18 protein-coding genes are annotated in these 17,849 nt (G+C 41.9%); 12 read left to right on the top strand and 6 right to left on the bottom strand.

From position 1 onward, the window contains the following. Nucleotides 1-50: 50 nt before the first annotated feature. Nucleotides 51-587, bottom strand: a complete 537-nt coding sequence (dcd, locus tag IDJ75_RS17175) for a dCTP deaminase (RefSeq protein WP_067053137.1) — start codon at nucleotides 585-587, stop codon at nucleotides 51-53. A 398-nt stretch (nucleotides 588-985) separates the two neighbouring features. On the opposite strand from dcd, the gene IDJ75_RS17170 reads away from it, so the two are divergent. From IDJ75_RS17170 to IDJ75_RS17155, 4 genes are all read left to right on the top strand, one after another. Further along, nucleotides 986-1,624, top strand: coding sequence for a 4'-phosphopantetheinyl transferase family protein (locus tag IDJ75_RS17170; RefSeq protein WP_191176884.1), 639 nt, complete (start codon nucleotides 986-988; stop codon nucleotides 1,622-1,624). A 3-nt stretch (nucleotides 1,625-1,627) separates the two neighbouring features. Next, nucleotides 1,628-2,362, top strand: coding sequence for a lipoyl(octanoyl) transferase LipB (gene lipB, locus IDJ75_RS17165; protein WP_191176883.1), 735 nt, complete (start codon nucleotides 1,628-1,630; stop codon nucleotides 2,360-2,362). Beyond that, nucleotides 2,359-3,081, top strand: a complete 723-nt coding sequence (locus IDJ75_RS17160) for an SGNH/GDSL hydrolase family protein (RefSeq protein WP_191176882.1) — start codon at nucleotides 2,359-2,361, stop codon at nucleotides 3,079-3,081. The genes lipB and IDJ75_RS17160 overlap by 4 nt, the downstream gene beginning before the upstream one ends. Nucleotides 3,082-3,416: 335 nt before the next feature. Further along, nucleotides 3,417-3,773, top strand: coding sequence for a DUF488 domain-containing protein (locus IDJ75_RS17155; RefSeq protein WP_191176881.1), 357 nt, complete (start codon nucleotides 3,417-3,419; stop codon nucleotides 3,771-3,773). 95 nt (nucleotides 3,774-3,868) lie between these two features. Here IDJ75_RS17155 and IDJ75_RS17150 read toward each other — a convergent pair whose 3' ends face one another. Beyond that, a complete protein-coding gene (locus IDJ75_RS17150; protein ID WP_191176880.1) occupies nucleotides 3,869-5,581 on the bottom strand; it encodes a pentapeptide repeat-containing protein in 1,713 nt (570 codons plus the stop codon). A 154-nt stretch (nucleotides 5,582-5,735) separates the two neighbouring features. Further along, on the bottom strand, nucleotides 5,736-7,166 hold the full coding sequence (locus IDJ75_RS17145) for an L-serine ammonia-lyase (protein WP_191176879.1): 1,431 nt from the start codon (nucleotides 7,164-7,166) through the stop codon (nucleotides 5,736-5,738). Between the two features lie 104 nt (nucleotides 7,167-7,270). Between IDJ75_RS17145 and IDJ75_RS17140 the strand changes: the two genes are divergently transcribed. Beyond that, nucleotides 7,271-7,735, top strand: a complete 465-nt coding sequence (locus IDJ75_RS17140; protein WP_191176878.1) for a DUF5684 domain-containing protein — start codon at nucleotides 7,271-7,273, stop codon at nucleotides 7,733-7,735. After that, nucleotides 7,735-8,064, top strand: a complete 330-nt coding sequence (locus tag IDJ75_RS17135) for a DUF2752 domain-containing protein (protein WP_191176877.1) — start codon at nucleotides 7,735-7,737, stop codon at nucleotides 8,062-8,064. Before IDJ75_RS17140 ends, IDJ75_RS17135 begins: the two co-directional genes overlap by 1 nt. 2 nt (nucleotides 8,065-8,066) lie before the next feature. Here the strand turns inward: IDJ75_RS17135 and IDJ75_RS17130 are convergent, their stop codons facing one another. Continuing rightward, entirely contained in the window at nucleotides 8,067-8,798 is a 732-nt protein-coding gene (locus IDJ75_RS17130) for an RDD family protein (protein WP_191176876.1), read from the bottom strand. Nucleotides 8,799-8,894: 96 nt separating this feature from the next. Between IDJ75_RS17130 and IDJ75_RS17125 the strand changes: the two genes are divergently transcribed. Genes IDJ75_RS17125 through IDJ75_RS17100 form a run of 6 tightly spaced genes read left to right on the top strand, consistent with a single transcriptional unit; the run spans nucleotide 8,895 to nucleotide 14,984 of the window. Next, the gene (locus IDJ75_RS17125; RefSeq protein ID WP_191176875.1) at nucleotides 8,895-9,854 is read left to right on the top strand and encodes a stage II sporulation protein M; all 960 of its coding nucleotides are present in this window, start codon (nucleotides 8,895-8,897) and stop codon (nucleotides 9,852-9,854) included. Beyond that, nucleotides 9,838-10,731 carry a hypothetical protein gene (locus IDJ75_RS17120; protein ID WP_191176874.1) on the top strand — a complete coding sequence of 298 codons (894 nt, stop codon included), beginning with the start codon at nucleotides 9,838-9,840 and terminating at the stop codon, nucleotides 10,729-10,731. The genes IDJ75_RS17125 and IDJ75_RS17120 overlap by 17 nt, the downstream gene beginning before the upstream one ends. Before the next feature lie 30 nt (nucleotides 10,732-10,761). Beyond that, entirely contained in the window at nucleotides 10,762-11,484 is a 723-nt protein-coding gene (locus tag IDJ75_RS17115) for a hypothetical protein (protein WP_191176873.1), read from the top strand. Next, nucleotides 11,481-12,665, top strand: coding sequence for a DUF4350 domain-containing protein (locus IDJ75_RS17110; protein ID WP_191176872.1), 1,185 nt, complete (start codon nucleotides 11,481-11,483; stop codon nucleotides 12,663-12,665). Before IDJ75_RS17115 ends, IDJ75_RS17110 begins: the two co-directional genes overlap by 4 nt. Further along, nucleotides 12,655-13,632: an AAA family ATPase gene (locus IDJ75_RS17105; RefSeq protein ID WP_191176871.1), complete on the top strand. Its 978-nt coding sequence runs from the start codon at nucleotides 12,655-12,657 to the stop codon at nucleotides 13,630-13,632. The genes IDJ75_RS17110 and IDJ75_RS17105 overlap by 11 nt, the downstream gene beginning before the upstream one ends. 5 nt (nucleotides 13,633-13,637) lie before the next feature. Then, nucleotides 13,638-14,984 (top strand): DUF58 domain-containing protein, encoded by a 1,347-nt coding sequence (locus tag IDJ75_RS17100; protein ID WP_191176870.1) that lies wholly within the window; start codon nucleotides 13,638-13,640, stop codon nucleotides 14,982-14,984. 67 nt (nucleotides 14,985-15,051) lie between these two features. On the opposite strand, the gene IDJ75_RS17095 is transcribed toward IDJ75_RS17100, so the two are convergent. Both IDJ75_RS17095 and groL read right to left on the bottom strand, forming a co-directional pair. Continuing rightward, nucleotides 15,052-15,840, bottom strand: coding sequence for a mechanosensitive ion channel family protein (locus IDJ75_RS17095; protein ID WP_191176869.1), 789 nt, complete (start codon nucleotides 15,838-15,840; stop codon nucleotides 15,052-15,054). Between the two features lie 337 nt (nucleotides 15,841-16,177). Further along, nucleotides 16,178-17,815 (bottom strand): chaperonin GroEL, encoded by a 1,638-nt coding sequence (groL, locus tag IDJ75_RS17090; RefSeq protein WP_191176868.1) that lies wholly within the window; start codon nucleotides 17,813-17,815, stop codon nucleotides 16,178-16,180. Nucleotides 17,816-17,849: the final 34 nt, after the last annotated feature.

The raw sequence follows: 17,849 nt of genomic DNA, 5'->3' as shown, positions 1-17,849 counted from the left end.
AGATGAAATTATAAACAATGCTGCGGGGCAATTGTGCTAAACCCGCCGCATTAAAACTTATTTTTCCACATCATGCTCTCTACAGGGCGTGTTGTAGGGTTATTATATTTAGCGTTGCTTTTGGTATTATACATGGTTTCTATATCGCCTTCCACAACAAAATATATCAGCTGGCCAATGGGCATACCGGCATAGATCTTTACCGGCTGTGCGCATGATATCTCCAGCGTCCAGGTGTTGCAAAAGCCTACATCGCCTTTACCGGCGGTTGCATGTATATCAATCCCTAAGCGGCCCGTGCTTGATTTCCCTTCTAAAAAAGGCACATGCTTGTGGGTTTCGGTATATTCTACCGTTACCCCCAGGTATAAAGTACCCGGCTGTAATACAAACCCTTCTTTCGGGATCTCAAACCCTATGATCTCATTATGCAGCTTGGCATCTAAAACCCTATCCTTATATGTGGCCAGGTGCTTGCCTAAATGCACATCGTACGAATTTGTACCCAGGCATTCGGGCTTAAACGGCTCAATTATAATAGTCCCTTTTTCAATCTCTTCTAGGATGCGTTTGTCTGATAAAATCATAAGTAAATTGCTGCCCTAAATTATGATTAATTGGCCTAACTTTCAACAGTAATAAACAACAAAGCCGCATGTACTATTGTACAATGCGGCTAAATTATACCATCCTTTTGGGCAGTATTAACGCACACTTATCTTACCTGCATTAAATATGCTTTACAGTTTTTGCTGCATGTGTTTCGGCTATGCGCTGCTTCATGCACCCTTCTGTTATGGCAACGGCTATTAAAACCGCGGCTGCTATGTATATCTTCTTCATTTTGTGCCAATTGTGATCATAAAACGTTTAGTATAAGTATGACGTATGTTTATATCCATTAGTTACACTTACCAAAAAAAATTGGTTAATTATTATATTTAGCTGATATATATTGGCAACCTTTTTTGCAATTTTACCAGTCATGGCTATAGCGTACCGACAACAGATTGATGATGATACAGAATTTGCGCTGTGGAGGATTGAAGAAACCGCCGACGATCTGTACAAACAGCTTCAACTTGACGAAACCGAGAAAGCCTACACCAAAAAACTAAGCAAAAGCAAACGCTATCTGCACTGGCTGGGCACGCGCGTATTATTACGCAAAATGCTGGGGACCGATGATTACATCGACGCCAAGGTTGATAGCCATGGCAAACCTTATTTGGTAAGCCTGCCCTACCATATCTCGCTTAGTCACTCGTTTGATTATGCCGCAGTAATGATAAGCAAAACCAGCCCTGTTGGTATTGATATTGAGCAGATAAAAGAAAAAGTTGAGCGCATTGCTACCAAATTTATGCGGCCCGAAGAACTGGCTTTTATTGAAGAGGAACGCAAAATTCAGCACCTGTATGTATGCTGGTGCGCCAAAGAAGCCGTTTATAAATGCTATGGCCAAAAGGAAGTTAGCTTTGCCGATAATATAACGCTGCACCCGTTTACCTTTCAGCACCATGATGTGCTTGACGCCAAACTACACAAAGGCGAGGTAAATATTGACTACGAAGTTGGGTACCTGCAGTATGAAGATTACATGATAGGATACGTGAAGGGATAATAAATGAAGAATAAAAAGGTAATATTTCAGGATTGGGGATTAACGGATTACCAGGTGGCCTGGGACCGCCAGGAGGCCCTGTTTGCCGAAACCGTTAAGTTAAAAACCGAGATCCGGAACCGCTCGCTTGATGCCGCCGCCGGCGATGCCGAACCCGAAGAGGAAATTGCTACGCCCAATTACCTTATTTTTTGCGAACACCCGCATGTTTATACCCTTGGCAAAAGTGGCAAAGCCGAACATTTGTTGTTAGACGAGCAAGGCCTGAAAGAAAAAAACGCTGTTTACTACCCCATAAACCGCGGCGGCGATATTACCTACCACGGCCCCGGCCAGATAGTGAGCTACCCGATATTAGATCTTGATAACTTTTTTACCGATATCCACCTGTACCTGCGCACACTGGAAGATACCATTATACTCACCCTTGCAGATTATGGCTTAACCGCAGGCCGTTACCCGGGTTATACCGGTGTTTGGTTTGATGCCGATAACGAACGCGCCCGCAAGATCTGCGCCATGGGCGTACGCTGCAGCCGCTGGGTTACCATGCATGGCCTTGCTTTTAACGTAAATACCGACCTGGGTTACTTTAAAAACATTGTACCCTGCGGGATAGACGACAAAGCTGTAACTTCTATGGAACTTGAACTGGGCCGCAAAGTTGACATAAACGAAGTTAAAGAAATCCTTAAGCATCATATTTCCGTACTTTTTGGTATGGAGATGATAGCATGAGGGCATTTGCAATACTATTTTTGATTGGCACACTGGCTGCATGCACAAAAGCATCCGAGCCACAACAGGTTATCAAGACCACATATAACAATATGCATATCCCCGATTCATTAACCTACCTGGCCCTGGGCGACTCATACACCATTGGCGAAGCGGTGACGCAGGATCAATCGTTCCCGTACCAGTTAGCATTGAGGCTCAACGCTACCAATCATTTTGTAAAAAGACCCGACATTATTGCCGTTACCGGCTGGACCACCGGCGACCTTAAAAAAGCCATCGTAGCGCGCGATTTAAAAAACCACCAATACAACATTGTAACCCTGCTTATTGGTGTAAACAACCAGTTTAGGGGCTATAGCAAGGACGATTACCGCACCGAATTTATTGAACTTTTAAACACCGCCATTAGCTACGCAGGCAATAATAAGCAACATGTATTCGTACTTTCCATACCCGACTGGGGCGTTACCCCCTTCGCTAAAAATGGAGGATATGATGCGCAGGTGGTAGGCACGCAGATAGATCAGTTTAACGCCATCAACAAACAAGAGACTGAAAAACTGGGCGTAACCTATGTGGATATCACCCCATCATCGCGCCGGGCAAGTTACGAAAGCGGCCTCATAGCTAACGATGGCCTGCACCCATCGGCCAATATGTATAGCATGTGGGTAAGCCAGCTGCTACCGTTGATAGATGCACAGGTGAAATATTAGCGGGTAAACCGCACTCTATTTCTGTTTTGTTCCATTTTGAAAACAAAACCATTTCAGTATCTCAACAAACGCCTCTATTTTTTTGAAAATGGGACAAGAAACAATACGGGTAAATAATGATACTTTTTTCGCCCTTTTTCGACCTTAATCCGGCCTTAGTCCGACCTTTTTAGCTTTTAAACCTGTCGATAACGGCTTAAAGGGATATTATTTATATTACTCATTAACGATTAATTATTTTTTAAGGCCTGTTCCCTTTTGTTCTGATCGGGACAAATTGGGACGGGCCACCCTGGGAGAATTATTATCTTTACAGCACCTATTTAAAATGGATAATGGCTAAAATAAACATCAAACGGATCTATGAACCGGCAGGCGAAAAAGATAGCTTCCGTATTTTGATTGACCGCTATTGGCCACGGGGATTAAAGAAAGATCCATTACCTTATGATGAATGGATAACAGCCATTGCCCCATCAAATAAATTGCGGAAATGGTTTGATCACGACCCCGAAAAGTGGAACCAGTTTCAACTAAAATATACTTTAGAACTTGCTAAAAATGATGCGGTAGACATTTTATTAACGCTCATAAAAAAGCATAAGGTAATTACCCTGGTGTATGCAGCACATGATGAAGAGCATAACCACGCACTGGTATTACAGCAGTTTTTAAACTTGTTGCTTAAATAATAATATCGTAGGTAACTATACTCGGCAACTACATAGTATGTGAAGAATTATTTGAAAGGTAGTACTGCCTAAAAGGAGAATTAACCTAACAAGTTTTATTTACTCCCAAATTTTCGAAAGGCTGTAATTGTTTGGTAAATACCATACCCAATTAAAATTCTACTTGCAATAAAAACAGCATTTGTCGCTGCTGTATTTTTATCATTTTCTAATTTCTTGAATAATGGGAATGAGGCCAAAAAATTTAAAAAGCCATCAAACCCATTTCTGAATCCTTGAATTGCTTCTGTTTTTGTAATAGATAAAGACCAATAGAAGCTTGAATGGATCAACGTGTGTTCATATAATAGAAACATAATCCAAGAAATTAAAAATGTAAATATTAATCCTCTTGACCAACTTAAACCATTATTGTTAGACCAATAATTTAAATAAAGTAATACTTTATCCCACCCAAACGGAACCTCCCTTCTAAGATAAAACATCTCTTTAGCTTTAAAGGCAAGTGCATATGATTTATTTCCCTGTTTTTCCATCGCCAACTTTAATTGTCTATAACTCTCCCTGAAATATGTGTTATCATTTATCTTTTCATCTGCTTTTATTACATATCCATATTGGGGATGCTTTGTCCCTATTTGTAATTTGGATGGTAATATAGAATTTGATAATAAAATATTACTTACTTCACTTTTGGAAATAACAAACTCATGAAATTTTCTGAAATCGATATTTACAAATTCAGTTGAATTTACATTAGAATCAAATATTATAAATACATTATATAAACCATTTAACTTCAATCCGCTAAATGTTAGCTTATTATGATTATTAAAATCTACTATTGTTATAAAATGGGTTTCTATTTTTTTAAAAATTACATTCCCAAAGTTCACTCCGCTAATTGTTAATGATGATACCGGAATACCTTCCAATAGAATGTTGCCACGAACTATTCCATTAATATTGCAAGTCAATTTACGCTCGCCTTGGGCTAGGTCATAGGCGTTATAGTTGTAACAATTTAAACTTGTTTGAAAATCACAAGTGCTAATATCTAACCAAGAGAGATTCCCTCCATAGTTTAAAGACACGTCTTGTTTAGCTATTACATTACTAAAATATAAAGCGTCACAAGTGAAGTTTCTATTAAATATTACTTGTTCATTAAAACTTACATTATGGAAATTAACGTCCCCATCTATAAGGCATTCTGAAAAGCTAATTCTGTCAAAGAAGTCAACAGATTGAAAATAAAACCTTTTAATCACCAATTGCAAACCGTCAATCGAAAGACTATTATAAAATTTGGTTTTTTCGAAGAAAATAAACTCATAGCTCCCCCCACTAAATTGGATTGGACAAGTTATTTCTTTACAATAAAACCCTAATCGTTCATATGTGCCGCTTTGAAATTCAATAAGCGTTTTAACATTTGCAACTTCGTTTAATATTCCTTTAAATTGAACATTGTTAAATTTACCACCTTTAAAATACAATTCACTAAAAACGCAATTCGCAATTTCTAATCTATCATTTGATCGACTGTTTGCAAATTCGAGTTTCTTTGAAAATGTTACATTATAGAATGAAACAATACCGTTAAAAACACAATTCCTAAACACAACGTCTTTATTGAATTCAACATCATTCAAAGTTAAACTACCATTAAATACACATCGCTCTATAAGTAAATATATTCCAAATGGGTTTGCATAGATCCTAACATCTCCAGATATTTCTTTGTCTATCAAGTCTTCACCATCACTTAATAGGCTTTGAAACTTAATTGCAGAAATAGGCTCCATTGAATAATTATTATTTTTTTAAATATACCCTTTTCTCTATCACATTAATTACAATAAGAAAATCGGATTATTACCAATTGCCAAAGCATGTTAGGGATGCTATATACGAGAATATTCACTTTACTAATCCCTAGTAAACCTCCAAATATCTCCCCTAACACTCCGGCAAGCTAATCGGGATATTTATAGCCAGCCCGCCATCAGATGTTTCCTTGTATTTGGAGTTCATATCCTGGGCGGTTTGCCACATGGTGCGCACCACGGCATCAAGGCTTACCTTGGCTTTATCGGGGTTGCTTTGCAGGGCCAGCTGGCTTGCAGTGATAGCTTTTATGGCGCCCATGGTGTTACGCTCAATGCAGGGCACCTGCACTAAGCCGCCAATAGGGTCGCAGGTGAGGCCCAGGTGGTGTTCCATGGCAATCTCGGCGGCCATCAATACCTGGCGCTGGCTGCCGCCTAAACACTCGGTAAGGGCTGCTGCTGCCATGGCCGATGACACGCCTATCTCGGCCTGGCAACCACCCATGGCGGCAGATATGGTAGCCCCTTTTTTGAAGATACTGCCCACTTCGGATGCGGTGAACAAAAACTGGATTATCTTTTGATCATCAAACCCATCGCAAAATGAAATATAATATTGAAGCACGGCAGGTATAACCCCTGCAGCGCCATTGGTTGGTGCCGTAACTACGCGGCCGAATGAGGCGTTCTCCTCATTCACGGCCAGCGCGAAGCAGCTTACCCAGTCAAGTATATTCTGGAAACCGTTACCCGTTTGGCGCATGGCCTGCACCCATTCGGTGTAGTTGGTATAGGTATGGCCTTTTAACAAGCGTTTATTTAATGCTGATGCACGGCGGGCCACATTAAGCCCCCCCGGCAGGTTGCCTGCGGTATGGCAGCCGCGGTATATACATTCCTGCATCACTCTAAATATATTGAGTACGCCGTTACGGGTTTCCTGTTCGCTGCGCCAGGCAAGCTCATTCTCCATCACCACTTCAGATACCTTGAGCCCGGTTTTAATACACCAGTGCAGCAGGTCGCCGGCGGTATCAATAGGGAATGGCAGGTCAACCTCGGCTTTGTGCTGGGTTTGTGCGCCTTCTTTTACCACAAAACCACCGCCTATAGAATAGAACGTGGCCGATACCGCAGTTTCATTACTCAGAAACGCCTGGAACGTTACTGCATTAGGGTGATATGGTAAACTCTCGGCAAACAGGAAAAGCAGGTCGTCTTCGGTAAAAAAACTGATCTCTTTTTCGCCTGCTAAAAGCAATTTGTGGTTTTTAGTTATACCGGCAATCTTGCTGTCTATCTTATCCACCTCAAAGGTAACCGGGTCATCTCCGCTCAGGCCAAGCAGTATGGCAATATCGGTGCCGTGGCCCCGGCCTGTTTTAGCCAGCGAGCCATACAGCAATATCTTAATCTGTACAACGAGCGGCAGTGCATCTTTTTGTTTTAGCAGTTCAACAAATTGTTGCGCGGCACGCCATGGGCCAAGCGTATGCGAGCTTGACGGGCCTATGCCTATCTTAAACATATCAAATACTGAAATCTGTTCCCGTTGTTGCATGCCCAAAATTAATGAATAGTATCTATATTATTTTTCTGTTAAATATTTTAAAATTTCACTTAGAATTAATAATTTAAACCACACTTAAAACCAAATCAAAAAAAATGGAAAATTACGACTCTTCAAGCTCCGGCTATTTAGTTGGTATTTTTATGATGCTTTTTTCTATCCCTGCTTTAATTGTTTGGATAATTAGCGTTGCAGGCATGTGGAAAGTGTACGAAAAAGCCGGCAAACCGGGCTGGGCTTCCATCATCCCAATTTACAATGTTATTGTGATGCTCGAAATTATTGGTAAGCCCATGATATGGCTGTTGCTTCTTTTAGTGCCTTGCGTTAATATTTACATTGGCATTGTAATGATCAATTTATTGAGCAAGAGCTACGGCCAAAGCGAAGGTTTTACCGTTGGGCTTATCTTTTTGCCGTTTATATTTTATCCTGTTTTAGGCTTTGGCAACTACCGTTATTTAGGCCCTGCGGGGGCGGGTTTTGCCGGGCACAACCCGTTTGACCCCGGTGCTACCTATAAAGATCCATTTAACCCACCACCACCGCCGCAACAATAATGGGTTTAAATTATATACCATCCTGCAGCCTGCTATTTATTAGTTGGCTGCAGGATCATTTACTCCCCTGCCCCTTTAAATATATAACCGGGATAGATTGCCCCGGCTGCGGCTTTCAGCGCTCAATGGTAGCTTTGTTAAAAGGCGATATCCGCCAAAGCTTTTTATTATATCCGCCTGCCATACCTTTGCTCATCATATCGGCTTGGTGGCTTGCAGATAGCCTGTTTAAGCTGGATACCCCAAAAAATGTTGTAAAAAAAACAATGTTTATTGTTGTAGCGCTTATTATAACGGTTAGTTATATTGTAAAAATGGCGCGCCTGTAATCCTATATATCTTCTGTTTCTGTGGCTTTAAAGGCATAATCTTTAAGCACCGTTTGCAGGAAACGCATATCGTTCATGTTTTCGGGCGGTGTTACCCCAAGGCGTTCTTTGGTACGCAGGGCCATATTATATACCAGCACATTATTCCCGGTTTTAATATAGCTGTTTATCACTTCGTTTATCAGCTCTATATCCTGTTCACTTAATTCGGCAACATTGGCAAATACCGGTTGGTAATCATTAAAGGCCGGGCGAAAGGCAACATGCTCTATTTTTGTGCGCAGTTCGGTTTTTATTAAGATGGTGCCGGCAACCAAATCGCCTATACGCTGCACCTTCTCGCTTATGGCTGCTACAACAAGGGCCACAGCCCCCCCGGTAACACCAAAATCAATTATTCTGAACAGCCATCGTAATAAATATTGCCCAAGGCGTGGTTGCGAGCCATCTAAACTCATCACCTTTATCTTCATTACCTTTTTCCCTACCGACTGGCCGTTCATGAAAACCTCGCAGGCAAGGTCATAAAACACATAAAGCGCGGCGTAAACAAATATAAAAACCACACCAAGTACATCCTCTGCGTGTAAAGACACCCCGGCTATTGCGCAGAGCACGGCTATCAGTATAAAAATGCCAAAATCAATAAGGCTGGCAACAATACGTTCACCTAAACCGGCCAGCTCATAATCAATATCAATATTTTGGGATGTGGTTATCCGTATGGTTTGCATGTTAACAAATATATATGCTGAATTAACAGCTTTTCGTTGAATTATAAAAATTTGTCTTTATTTTAACGGCATCAAACTATATATCACTAATAATTAATGCGCGAGCCCTTATTTGTAAAACAGAATGCCAAAAAATGGGAATATTTTGAGCAATCTGCCACGAACGACCCGGATGAGCTTGCGGATAATTTTATTCAAATAACTGACGACCTGGCCTACGCCAAAACTTTTTACCCAAAATCAAAAACAACAGCTTACCTAAACGGGCTGGCATCAAAATTCCATCAATCCATCTACAAAAACAAAAGCGAAAAAGGCAACCGCTTTATCTCTTTCTGGCAGTTTGAATTACCCATTCTATTCAAAACCTACCAAAAGCAGGTAATGTACTCTTTCATCTTTTTTATTGTTTTTTGTTTAATGGGGGCCTTATCTGCCAAATATGACGACAACTTTGTGAGGCTGATAATGGGCGACGACTATATTAACATGACTAACGCCAACATTGCCAAAGGCGACCCCTTCGGCGTTTATAAAAGCCAGGGCGAAGTGGTGATGTTTTTTGGCATTGCAGCCAATAATATTTATGTATCGCTGGTAACGTTTGCTGCCGGTATTATTTTTTCGGTTGGCTCGGTGTATTTTTTGCTGCGTAACGGTTTAATGCTGGGTTCGTTTCAGTATTACTTTTTCAGCAAAGGGCTGGGCATGAAATCGGTACTGGTTATCTGGATCCACGGCACGCTGGAGATCTCGGCCATTGTAATAGCAGGCGCGGCGGGCCTTGTGCTGGGTAACAGCCTTTTATTCCCCAAAACATTTACTCGCATGGTATCACTAAAAAAAGGCGCTGCCGATGGCATGAAGATAGCTGTTGGGCTGGTGCCTATATTTATTGTTGCCGCTTTTTTTGAAAGCTTTGTAACCCGCCATACCGAAATGCCTATATGGTTAAGCAGCTGTATTTTAATTGGCTCGCTTATATTCCTGGTGTGGTACGTGGTTATTTATCCAAACAGAATTTATAAAAAAACCTTATATGGAACCAAAAATTGAATTAGCCAAACTGCGGGATTTTGGCGAAATTATAAGCGACACCTTCCAGTTTATCCGCCAGAATTTTAAAGAGTTGCTAAAAAGCTTTTTTATTTTTTGCGGCTTTTTCCTGATAGCGCTATCGGCTATATCTTTTTTGCAGCAATACAAAATAATGCATGTTTTTAACGAGGCCAGCGCCGGCGGGCCGCAAACATTTAGTTCATCCATGTCCGATTTTTGGGTGAGCTATGTAGCTACCATGGTATTTTCGTTATTAACAATGAGCGCAATCAGCGTTACAGTTTTAAGTTATATGGCCCTTTATAAACAAAAGGGCAATGTAGCCCCAACTACAGATGAGGTATGGGGATATTTTAAATACTATTTTCTGCGGATATTAGGAGGCTCCATTATAATAGGTTTGCTAGTAGGTGGCGGTTTTGTATTATGCTTAATACCAGGCATATACCTTTTCCCTATCATGGGTTTAATATTCCCGATAATGGTTATGGAGAACGCCACTTTTGGCTATGCTTTTAATCGCAGCTTTCAACTAATAAAAGAGAATTGGTGGGCAACTGCCGGGGCTGTTTTAGTAATATGGATAATTGTTTACGTAATGATAATTGTTATCACAATACCTGCATCTGCGGTTAATATGGCAAGCGTTTGGTTGAGGCCGCAAAAAATACCGCAGTTATCAACAGGCACAATTCTATTTTCGGTTATACTACAAACCTTTGCGCAGGTTTTACTTATTATACCAACTGTTGGCATCAGCTTGTGCTACTTTAACCTTGCCGAACATAAAGAAGGTACCAGCTTGCTTGATCGTATCAACAAGTTTGGCAGCACCCCTGGCGAGCAAACCAATTTACCTACCGAAGAATACTAAATGCGGCGTACTGTTTGCCTGTTTATTTTTATGCTTTTTTGCATCCACGGTTATGCAGGTAAAACGCCTGTGCCTAAACCTGTGGTAAAAATGGCAGTTAAACCAAAAGCTGTTTTGGTAACAGACACCGCCACGGTTACGCCAAGGCAGTTTGACACCACTGCCCTTAACGCCTACAAAAAACGGCCCGAGTTTGTTTACCGCGAAAATTATGATGGCGGCCCATCTTTATGGACACGCTTTTGGAGATGGTTCTGGAGTTTATTTGACTTTAAAGACAAAAAACTAACCAGCAACTTTATGGTATTTTTAAAATACTTTTTTATTGCCCTGGGTGTTGCCGCTATTATATTTTTAGTATTAAAGCTTGCCGGTATAAACGTGCTGAATACTTTTAGGCGTAACCCGCAGGTAGCGAAGCTGGCCTATGCAGAATCTGAAGAGAACATCCACGAAATTGATTTTGATACAGAGATAGAGAAAGCCGTGGCCGTAAACAACTACAGGCTGGCCGTACGGATGCTGTACCTTAAAAGCCTGAAGCAATTAAGTGATAAAGGGCTTATTGACTGGCAGCTTAATAAAACAAACACCACTTACATAAACGAACTTGCCGACATTAACCAGCGCGAAGCTTTTAAAAATCTCACCCATAAGTTTGAATATGTTTGGTATGGCGATTTTGCCATAAACGGCGATGTGTTTAAAAACATAAGCCTGCTGTTCAACAATTTTAAGGAGGGGACAGCATGAAAGATTTTAAGATCTATATTTCTGTTGGCTCGGCGTTGTTGCTCATTTACCTGGTAGCCCAATTTAACAGGCCAAACCCTGTAAACTGGGCCACCACCCTGTCATATAACGACAAGATCCCCTATGGCACTTATGTATTTTATAACCGGCTGAAGGATATTTTCCCCGGGGCGCAGGTAAAGAACATCAGTAGATCGCCTTATGACGTGTTTACCAACGGTAATTTAACGGGCGGCAGTTACATTGTGATAGCCCAAAATGCAACTTTCAGTAAAATCGACTTTAAGGCAATGGTCAAGTATATAAGTGCCGGCAACTCGGTATTTATTTCGGCTTTTAACTTTGATGGCTACATCAGCGACTCGCTGAAATTAGAAACCGGCGTTGAATATGATAAGAAAAACCAGGGCCTTAACTTCACCAATCCGCAACTAAAAAAAGCGGCCGGTTATAAATTCGATAACAACATCAGCTCTCAATACTTCAGTAAATTTGATACAGCCAGGGGCACATCCATCAGCCAAAACCAATACGGCAAAAGCAATTATTTGCGGTTTAAGTTTGGCAAAGGCAGCCTGTTTTTATTTGCAAACCCTCAAATATTAACCAATTATAGCCTGCTTAAACCCAACGGCAGTGAATATCCTGCTAAAGTGCTTTCTTACCTGCCGGTAACCGAAAATATTTATTGGGACCTATACCAAAACCACGATGTAAGTGCCGACCAATCGCCAATGCGGGTTTTCTTTAACAACCCCGGCCTGCAATGGGCCTACTATATTAGTTTGGCCAGCCTGCTGCTTTTTGTTATTTACGAAATAAAACGGCGCCAACGCATTATCCCGGTGATAGAGCCTTTAAAAAACGCTACCGTAGAGTTTGTAAGCGTAGTGGGCCAGGTATATTATGAGCAGCGTGATAACAGCAACATAGCCGCAAAAAAAATAGTGTATTTTGGCGAGCACCTGCGCAATGTGTTCGGCTTAAAAACAGGCAATTACAACAACGATTTTTTGGTGAGCTTTATCAATAAAACTGGTGTTGATGAATCGCTGGCGAGAGATTTAGTGAGCCATATTAATTACATGAGCCAGCAATCGCGCGTTAGCGATCATGAACTTATTGTATTGAACCAATTAATAGAAAAATTTTATATCCAATCCGGATCATATGGAAAATGAGAATTTTGAACAAAGAACAGACCTTAGCAAATTAAGCGCGGCTGTAGATAAAATAAAAGCAACCCTTGCCCGGATAATTGTGGGCCAGCAGGATGTTATTGAACTGGTGATTGCCGGCATACTGGCCGACGGGCATATCCTGATAGAAGGTGTACCCGGCGTTGCCAAAACCCTAACCGCCAAGCTTGTTGCCAAAGCCATTGAGGCCAAATACTCGCGCATCCAGTTCACGCCGGATCTGATGCCGTCTGACGTGCTGGGCACATCGGTATTTAACCCCAAAAGCACTGAGTTTGAGTTTAAGCGCGGGCCGATATTCGGAAACATTATCCTGATTGATGAGATAAACCGTGCGCCTGCCAAAACACAATCGGCTTTATTTGAGGTGATGGAAGAGCGCCAGCTAACGATAGACGGGCAGACCTATACAATGGACGAGCCATTTATTGTACTGGCCACGCAAAACCCGGTTGAGCAGGAAGGCACCTATCGCCTGCCCGAAGCACAGCTTGACCGTTTCCTGTTTAAGATAGAGATCAAATACCCAACACTGGAGGAAGAGATAGCTATTGTTACCCAACAGCATCAGCAAAAAACTACCGAGCAGCTTAGCCATATTGATGCTGTTTTGGCCGGTGCCGATATTGTAAGCCTGCGTAAACAGGTTAGGGAACTTTATGTAGAACCCAAAATATTGGCCTTTACCGCGCAGATAATTCATGAAAGCCGGAGCAATAAATCGTTGTTTCTGGGTGGCTCCCCACGGGCGTCGCTGGCAATTGTTAATGCGGCCAAGGCAATGGCAGCTATTAAAGGCCGCGACTTTGTTACCCCCGATGATATTATCAGCGTAGCAAAACCTGTACTAAGGCACCGCATTATGCTTACGCCCGATAAAGAAATGGAAGGTGTAACACCTGATGAAGTGATTAGCCAGATCATCCAAAAAATTGAAGTACCACGATAACACAGGTGAAAAAACTCTTCGGCCTATTTTATACCAATTTATTTTTAACCGGCAGGTTGTTTACCGGGCTGGGTGGCTGCGCCGTGCTTTTCCTGTTGTCGTTCTTTTTCCCATGGCTTGGGATAGTGCCCGAGCTGGCATTCTGGGCACTGCTGTTGCTTACGTTTGCAGACCTGCTGATGCTGTACCGCCCATCAAAAACCATATTTGCCAAACGCCATGCGCCCGAGCGGTTAAGCAACAGCGACGATAATGAACTGGGGGTTTATATAGAGAGCAACTATCCTTTTACCATATCGGCAGGGATAATTGACGAGATCCCGTTTCAGTTTCAAAAGCGGGATGTGTGGTTTAAAACCATCCTGAAACCCGGCGAACATAAGCTTATCAGCTACATGCTGCGCCCTACCAAACGTGGTGAATATGATTTTGGGATGGTAAGGGTGTTCGCCCGTTCGCCATTAGGGCTTATTAGCCGCCGTTTTAACTTTGAGCAGGCCGAGACATTGCCCGTGTATCCATCGTTCCTGCAGATGCGCAAATACGAGCTGATGGCCATATCAAACCGGCTGAACGAGATAGGCATCAAAAAAATAAGGCGGCTTGGCCATAGTATGGAGTTTGAGCAGGTAAAAACCTATGTACCCGGCGATGATTACCGTACCATTAACTGGAAGGCTACCGCCAGGCAGGGCAGCTTAATGACCAACTTTTACACCGACGAGAAATCGCAGCAAGTGTATTGTGTTGTTGATAAATCGCGCGCCATGAAAATGCCCTTTGATGGCTTAAGCTTGCTGGATTATGCCATCAACGCCAGCCTTGTGCTATCAAACATAGCCCTGCTTAAAGAGGATAAGGCCGGGCTGATCACCGTGGCCGAAAAAATTGGCGCAGTTATCCCTGCCGACCGCCGGCCTACGCAAATGAACAAGATACTGGAGGTACTGTATAAAGAGAAAACACGCTACCTGGAAACCAATATGGAAGCGCTTTACAGCACCATACGCAATGTAGTGAAGCAACGCAGCCTGGTGGTGTTTTTTACCAATTACGAAAGTATGAACGCACTGCAAAGGCAGCTGCCATTTTTAAAACGGATAGCCAAATTCCATTTATTGCTGGTTGTGTTTTTTGAGAATACCGAGCTAAAGCATTTAAGCGAGCAGCCGGCCCGGGATGTAGAAGGCATCTATATAAAAACCATTGCCGAAAAGTTCGCTTACGACAAAAAAATGATTGTTAAAGAGCTGGCCAAACATGGTATACAGTCCATATTAAGCGCGCCGCAAAACCTTACTATCAATACCATCAACAGGTATCTGGAATTAAAGGCGAAGCAGAGGATATAACGGAAGACTCAAGACTATTAGAATCAAGATACAAGAAAAAAGCCTTGGTTCCCGACTCTTGATTCTCTTACGCCATCCCCGGGAATTTGATCCCGGCGGCTTTGATATCATTAATTATCTTTTCCTGCAGTGCCATTTTGGTAGCCAAAAAATGGGCGGGATCTACCCATACACGCACGGTAAAACGCATGCCGTCTGCTTCTAAAAGAAGCACTCCAACTTTGGTAGCAGGCTCGCCCAAAACATTAGGTACACTTTTTATGGCGTCAACCAAAATGCCTTTTACCTGATCAACATCCACTCCATAATTAAGCTTAAAATCAATATCTAAACGGCGTTTGCCCTGGCGGCCAATATTCGTTATCACTTCATTAAAAAGTTTACCATTTGGGATGATAACCGTTTTGTTATCGGCGGTGAGTATTTCCGTGTAAAAAAGCTGGATAGACTGCACCCGGCCATCCTGGCCCTGCGCGATGATGTGGTCTTCAATTTCAAAAGGTTTAAGTAACAATATCAAAACTCCGCCCGCAAAGTTTTGCAGCGTACCAGATAACGCTAAACCCGCTGCCACACCCAAAGCACCAACAACCGTACTAATAAATGTAAGCTGGAAACCTATAACATTAAATACAGTAATAATAAGAATAGCGTATAACGCTGTTATTGAAAGGCTAAGAAAAAAAGGTTGTAACGAAGAGTGGATCTCGCGCTTGCTCATCCTATGCGTTAACCGCGCTTTAATGAACGCAATAACCCAAAGGCCTACAAAAAATAAGATGATACCGAATAAGAATTTTGGCCCATAATTTACAAGCCAAATATGCAGGGTATTATAGATGTCTTTTAGCTCCATAGGGGGCCAAAATTATGATTTTTTTTTAACTGTACAGGGTTACAAACAGCTCGGGGCCTTTAAACAGCACCCATTCTACAATGCGGCTATGTATATGCTTCCTTTTATTTACTATTTGTTTCATACCGGCTATTATTCAAATGCCATGCCTAACCGGGTAAATAGCTATTATGTTACATAAAAATAACACAATGCGTTATTTTGGGGGATAAACCATTTGGCCGGAGTGTATAAAAACGCTTAAAATGTACACAATGAGTGTATAAAACAAAACCCCTTGTCTGTAAAAACAGACAAGGGGTTTGTTATTTAGTATTTGGCCCGTGGCCGGTGATGATTACATCATGCCGCCCATGCCGCCGCCGCCCATTGGTGGCATGCCGCCGCCTTTTTCGTCTTCAGGCTCATCTGCCAACACACACTCGGTGGTTAACAGCATTGAAGCGATGGACGCTGCATTTTCTAAAGCTACACGGCTTACTTTAGTTGGGTCGATAACACCGGCGCCAATTAAGTTTTCGTATTTATCGGTACGTGCGTTGTAACCAAAATCGGCACTACCTTCTTTAACTTTTTGTACAATGATAGAACCTTCGATACCTGCGTTATCACAGATCTGGCGAAGAGGCTCTTCGATAGCGCGACGGATGATCTGGATACCAGTATTCTCATCTTCGTTAGCGCCTTTAAGGTCAGCCAAAGCAGCTACCGCACGGATGAAGGCAACGCCACCACCAGCAACAATACCTTCTTCAACAGCCGCACGGGTTGCATGTAAAGCATCGTCAACACGGTCTTTCTTCTCTTTCATCTCTACTTCAGATGCAGCACCTATGTACAATACAGCAACACCGCCAGATAATTTAGCTAAACGCTCCTGTAATTTTTCTTTGTCGTAATCAGAAGTAGTAGTTTCGATCTGCGCGCGGATCTCACCAACACGGCCTTTGATCAATTCAGCATCACCTGCACCGTTAACCAGTGTAGTGTTGTCTTTATCGATAGTGATCTTTTCTGCCTGGCCTAACATTGAAAGGTCAGCGCTCTCTAATTTATAACCACGCTCTTCAGATATTACAGTACCGCCGGTTAATACAGCGATATCCTCTAACATTGCTTTACGGCGGTCACCAAAGCCGGGTGCTTTAACAGCAGCAACTTTCAGTGAACCACGGATCTTGTTAACTACCAAAGTAGCTAAAGCTTCGCCGTCAAGGTCTTCAGCAATGATCAATAAAGGTTTGCCTGTTTGTACTTGTTTCTCCAGAATAGGAAGTAATTCCTTCATTGAAGAGATCTTTTTATCATAGATCAAGATGTAAGGGTTTTCTAATTCCACTTCCATTTTGTCTGAATTGGTTACAAAGTACGGAGAAAGGTAACCACGGTCAAACTGCATACCTTCTACAGTTTTAACTTCGGTTTCGGTACCTTTTGCTTCTTCAACAGTGATAACACCTGAAGTACCAACTTTAGCCATAGCTTCAGCTATTAATGAGCCAATAACTTCATCGTTATTAGCAGATATAGAAGCTACCTGTTTAATTTTGTTGTTGTCTTCGCCAACGGTTTGTGACTGTGCTTTTAAGTTTTTAACAACTTCGGCAACAGCTTTATCAATACCGCGTTTCAAATCCATTGGGTTTGCACCTGCTGCAACGTTTTTAATACCTGCTGTAACAATAGCCTGCGCTAAAACGGTAGCAGTAGTAGTACCATCACCTGCAATATCAGCAGTTTTTGATGCAACTTCTTTAACCATTTGGGCACCCATGTTTTCAATAGGGTCTTTCAGTTCAATTTCTTTAGCTACAGTTACACCATCTTTAGTAACCGCCGGTGAACCAAACTTTTTATCGATAATTACGTGACGGCCTTTAGGACCTAATGTAACTTTAACCGCATTAGCTAAAATATCAACACCACGCTTTAAAGCGTCACGTGCTTCAACATTATATTTAACTTGTTTTGCCATGTTTTTAATTATTGAATTATTGAGTTAGTAATTA

The sequence above is a fragment of the Mucilaginibacter rigui genome (assembly GCF_014773275.1).
Classification (GTDB): Bacteria; Bacteroidota; Bacteroidia; order Sphingobacteriales; family Sphingobacteriaceae; genus Mucilaginibacter; species Mucilaginibacter rigui_A.
This window is presented reverse-complemented; position numbering and strand designations above follow the sequence as displayed.